At 65.6% G+C, this 4,698-nt stretch carries 4 protein-coding genes; all 4 read right to left on the minus strand.

The genetic code is table 11. The annotated features are described in order from the left end of the window. Positions 1–1,028, minus strand: a 1,028-nt coding sequence (locus AC2VOK_RS00465; protein ID WP_428898719.1) for an MCE family protein, incomplete at its 3' end; no start/stop codon positions are given. After that, positions 1,025–2,563, minus strand: a complete 1,539-nt coding sequence (locus AC2VOK_RS00470) for an MlaD family protein (RefSeq protein ID WP_428898720.1) — start codon at positions 2,561–2,563, stop codon at positions 1,025–1,027. The genes AC2VOK_RS00465 and AC2VOK_RS00470, both read right to left, overlap by 4 nt. 10 nt (positions 2,564–2,573) lie before the next feature. Further along, the gene (locus tag AC2VOK_RS00475) at positions 2,574–3,437 is read right to left on the minus strand and encodes an ABC transporter permease (RefSeq protein ID WP_428898721.1); all 864 of its coding nucleotides are present in this window, start codon (positions 3,435–3,437) and stop codon (positions 2,574–2,576) included. A gap of 1 nt (position 3,438) precedes the next feature. Then, complete coding sequence (locus AC2VOK_RS00480) at positions 3,439–4,329, minus strand: MlaE family ABC transporter permease (RefSeq protein WP_428898722.1); 891 nt, start codon at positions 4,327–4,329, stop codon at positions 3,439–3,441. Positions 4,330–4,698 lie beyond the last annotated feature (369 nt).

The following is a 4,698-nucleotide window of genomic DNA, read 5'->3' on the forward strand; positions in this document are numbered from 1 at the left end:
GGGGTGTGCATCGCTTTGTTCCCTGGCGTGGCGGCGTCGACGATGATCGGCACGACGTCGTTGAGGCCGGGGAAGAATCCGAACAGATTCACGTCGCATCCGTAGCCGTTGCCGTAGGCGCCCTGGTTACCCATCCGGGTGAGGCCCTTGAGAACCAGCGGAATGTTGTCAGCGAAGAAACCCACCTGCGGCTCGACGCTGAGCAGGTGCCGGACGAAACCGGGCTTGCGTTCCATGAGTTCGGCGAACGACGGGTAGACATCCCTGGCGGACGTTGACAGGCGGCCGGTCACCCGCGCCAGCGAACCCATAGCCGCCACCAACTCCGGGCGCCGCCCGTCGAGGGTGGACACGGTGTCGCGGGTCGCGGTGAGGATGCTGTCGAGGTCGGCATTCTGCCGGGCGACAGTGCCGACCACCGAGTTGAGATTGGCGATCAGATCGCCGAGCGCCTGGTCCCGTCCGGCGAATGTCTCGGTGAGCGTTGTGGTCTGGCTGACCAGCGCGGCAAGTGAGGGGGTGTCGCCCTGCAGTGACTCGATCAGCGCCTTGGTGAGATTGTCGGCGTCGCGCGGGTTCAACAGGGAGAACAGTGGCTCATAACCGTTGAGGAGCGCGGTGACGTCGAAGGAGGGCTCCGTGCGTTCCGGCGGGATGACGCTGCCGGGTGCCAGTCGGCCGGGACTGCCTTCGGTGCCCAACGACAGGCCGAGGTAACGCTGACCGACGATGTTCTGGTAGGTCACCGAGGCGACGGTGTTACCGAACAGCGGCTGGTTGTCCTGCACGACGAACGAGACCTTCGCCAGTGTGCCGTCGAGGTCGATCTTGTGGACACGGCCCACCCGTACCCCCGCCATGCGGACGTCGTCACCTTCGCGAAGCCCGTACACGTCGGTGAAGACCGCCGAATACGACGCCGTCTTTCCGCCCACGTCGCGTCGCAGACTGACGTACACCAGCCAGGTGACGGTGATCGCGGCCACCATGAACAGTGACAGCCCGATGAGCGGCGCGCGGAACTTCACTTCGTCCTCCCCGCTGTCCTTCCCGCCGTCCTCCCCGACGCGGCCGCAGGGGCCGGCGAGACCGTGGTGCCGCGCGCGATCGGACCGAGCAGCAGCTCGGTGGCCACCGTCGCGGGCCGGCCGGTGATCGAGGTCAACAGGTTTCGTTCGTCCTGGCTGCCCACCGGGCCGACGTTGCCGCCGAAGGCCGACGGTGCAACCGATCCCGGCGCTGCGGGTCGCGGCGCGTTGTCGGGATTGGCGGTCCCCGGGACCGGCGGCGAGGGTGTCACACCCGCCGGCAGTGGGGGATTGGGGTCCTGCAGATTGGGAATCGGGCTGATCAGCGGCGGACCGACGGCGACCAGGTTGCCGTCGGGTCCGATGACCGTTCCCGGCGGCGGCGCCAGATCCTTGGGCGGTTGATAGTTCTGCGGCAGCAGCACTTCCGGCAGGTCCGGCCGGACCGGGACCAGCGGCGCGGTGAAACAGCTGGGTCCCTTGAGCTCGCCGTAATGCGGGCAGTCGGCGCGCGTGTAGGAGTAGGAGGGGGTGAACGAGATGTTGACTCGCCCGTTGGCGAGTTCGCGGTCCGGCATCCAGACTTCGTCCATGAACCTGTTGGCCAGGTTGTCGATCTTGACCGCGGCCGGAAGAAAGGCATCGGCCTTCAGTGCCAGCACGCCCAGCACGGGTGTGAAATCGGTGGTGATGCGGACCAGCTGGTCGATGTGGTTGTCGAGCGATCGGTGCGTGGTGCCCAGGGTGTGATCGGTTCCCGAGAGCATCGACTCCAGCTTTCCGCGTGTCTCGGCGAAGGTCCGCATCGGCTCGATGGCACGGTGCAGCGCGTCGAAAAGATCCGGGGCCGTGGACTCGAGCCCTTGGGTCGCCTCGACGAGCGCGGACAGCGTCGACGGGCCCGTGTCGGTGCCGACCAGCGAATTGACTTGGTCGATAAGGTGATCCAGCTTTTTTCCGGCGTCCACCAGCGCCACGCGGCGATGTTCGGTAGCCACGGCGAGTGCGGCCATGATGCCCACGGACCTGTCTTCGCGGCCGCGTCCACTCGCGGTGAGCAGATTGCGCAGCTTGCCGATGGTGGTTTGGAACAGCACCGTCGGCAGGCGGGTGTCTTCGGGGATGTGGGCGCCGGGCCGGATGGTGGGGCCGGGGCCGTTGCCCACGAGCTGAACCGACGACACGGCGAAGATGTTGCTGGGCACCACGCGGGCGCTCACGGCGGCCGGGATCGACGTGGCGTAGTCGGGTTTGAGGTCGATGCGGACGTAGTTCGGCTTTCCGTACGCGGCGGGGACGACGCTGTTCACGCTGCCCACGAGCACGCCGTGATACTTGACGTCGGACTTTTCGGGCAAGCCGTCGCCGACGTTGACCAGATCGGCCACGACTCGCACGTGCTCGTCGAGCCGGCCGGTCGACTTGAGCAGGAGCGTCGCGGTGACCAGGCTCGCCACGACGAGGACCGCCGCTCCGCAGCCGAGCAGCTGGCGGTCTGACGGGCCACGCCCGTCCTGCTCAAAGGAATTCGGCATCCGCGATCACCTACCCGCCGAACCTCGCGCCGGAGTCGACGCCGTAAAGAGTCATGGTGAGCAGCATGTTCACCATGATGATCACGGTGATGCTGGCACGCATTCCGTGTCCGGCCGCCACCCCCACGCCCTCGGGGCCTCCGTTCGCGTAGAACCCGTAGTAGCACTGGATCGTGGACGCGAACCACACGAACACGACGGCCTTGACCAACGAATAGACAATGTCCTTGCCGGCCAGCATCATCGAGAAGTAATGCAGGTAGGAGCCCGTCGACCCGCCACCGCTGAGTCCCACCACCAGTTCGGTGCTCAGGTAGCTGAGCGCCAGGCACGCCGCGTACAACGGCACGATCGCGACCGCCGAGGCCATCAGCCGGGTCGTCACCAAAAACGGGATCGGGCGGATGGCAAGCGATTCCATCGCGTCGATCTCTTCGGCGATACGCATGGATCCCAACTGGGCGGTGAACCGGCAGCCGCCCTGGATCGCAAACGCCATCGCGGCCATCAGCGGTGCGAGCTCGCGGGTGTTGACCAACGACGAGACGAAGCCGGTCGCGGGGCCGAGGCCGAGCAGTTCGAGAAAGTTGTATCCCTCGATGCCGACGAGCGCGCCGACGGTGACCCCCAGGACGACGGCCACACCGGCGGTGCCGCCACCCACCACCAGCGAGCCGTTGCCCCACGTGATGTTCGACAGCAGTGTGAGGAATTCGGTGCGGTAGTGGCGCGCGGCGATGGGTACGGCGACCAGCGCCCGAACGAAGAAGACCAGCATGTGCCCGAGCCGGATGACCGGCCTGGTCCCCCTGCGGCAAAGCTGAACCACCGGTTCGGCGAGGGGCTCCCATCGCAGGTACGCGGAGTTCGACACGTCACAGTCCCGTCCGGGGGGAGAGCATGACGTAGAGCTGGCTGATGGCGACGTTGACGATCATCAGTAAGAGAATCGCCTCGACCACCGCGGCGTTCACCGAGTTTGCCACCCCCGTAGGACCGCCTTTGGTGGACAGTCCCTTCTGGCCTGAAACGACGGTGACGATGACACCGAAGATGACGGCCTTGAGCAGCGCCAGGATCATGTCGCCGGGTGTCGCGAAAGACGCGAACGTCGCCACGAAGCTACCCGGTGCGCCGTTCTGGAAGTACACGTTGAACATGTAGCTGGCGAAGAATCCGACGAAGCACACGACTCCGGTGAGCGCCGCACTGATCATGATCGCGGCGGCGAAGCGTGGCACGACGAGTCGGCGTATGACCGATACCCCCATCACCTCCATGGCATCGATCTCCTCGCGCATGGTTCGCGAGCCCAGGTCGGCGGTGATGGCCGACCCGACTGCCGACGCCATGAGGATCGCGGCGACCATCGATGCGCCCTGACGGATGACCGCCAAGCCGCTTGCCGCGCCGGCAAGTGAGGTGGCCCCGACCTGGCCGGCCAGCAACGCGAATTGCACGGACAGCGTGACGCTGATCGGCAGGGCCACCAGAACCGTCGGAAGCACCGCCGTACCGGCCATGAACGCGCCCTGCCGGACGAACTCACGTCCCTGGAAGCGCCCGGTGAACAGGTCGGCGAAGAAATACTGGATCGTGCGCACGCCGAGAACGAACTGCTCGCCGACCGTGGTCAGTGAGGCGACCGGGTGACGTTTGACGTACCCGATGGTCCAGTCACGGATGGCGTTGATGCCGTCCGGTGCGGCGCTGCCACCCCCCGGGTGGTGGTCGTCGGACGAAACGAGTTCGTTTCGGGGGAGCATCGCGGCACGGTCTGCATCGTCGCGAGCAAACTTTATATCAACGGTCATCCGCTACCGGCAATGAGTTCCATCGGCGCTCTCCCACAACGAATTCGGTGATTTTTCGAACAGAGGGGGATCGGGCGACCGGGAGCCAGCCCTGTTTCGAGTTGCCGCCCAGCCCGTTCCGCGATTCCGCAGCTCAGTAAGCTCAGGAGTAACACGCTAACCCAGCTGACTAGCACTTTCAATAGTAGTGATGAACTCACGTACCAGCGCTGTTGTGTGGTGAAAGCGACGATGAGAACAGCGGATTGAACTCCTCGCGTCGCGAAGAAGCCAGCAAACACCGCATGGTGAGGATTCCCGGCGTCACGTTGCTGAGATGCT

This window comes from Mycobacterium sp. TH-M116 (assembly GCF_057473685.1).

Excerpts from the sequence above, each read along its gene's own strand:
- AC2VOK_RS00470 (WP_428898720.1), bottom strand. The coding sequence starts at position 2,563 with ATGCCGAATTCCTTTGAGCAGGACGGGCGTGGCCCGTCAGACCGCCAG.
- AC2VOK_RS00480 (WP_428898722.1), bottom strand. The coding sequence starts at position 4,329 with ATGCTCCCCCGAAACGAACTCGTTTCGTCCGACGACCACCACCCGGGG.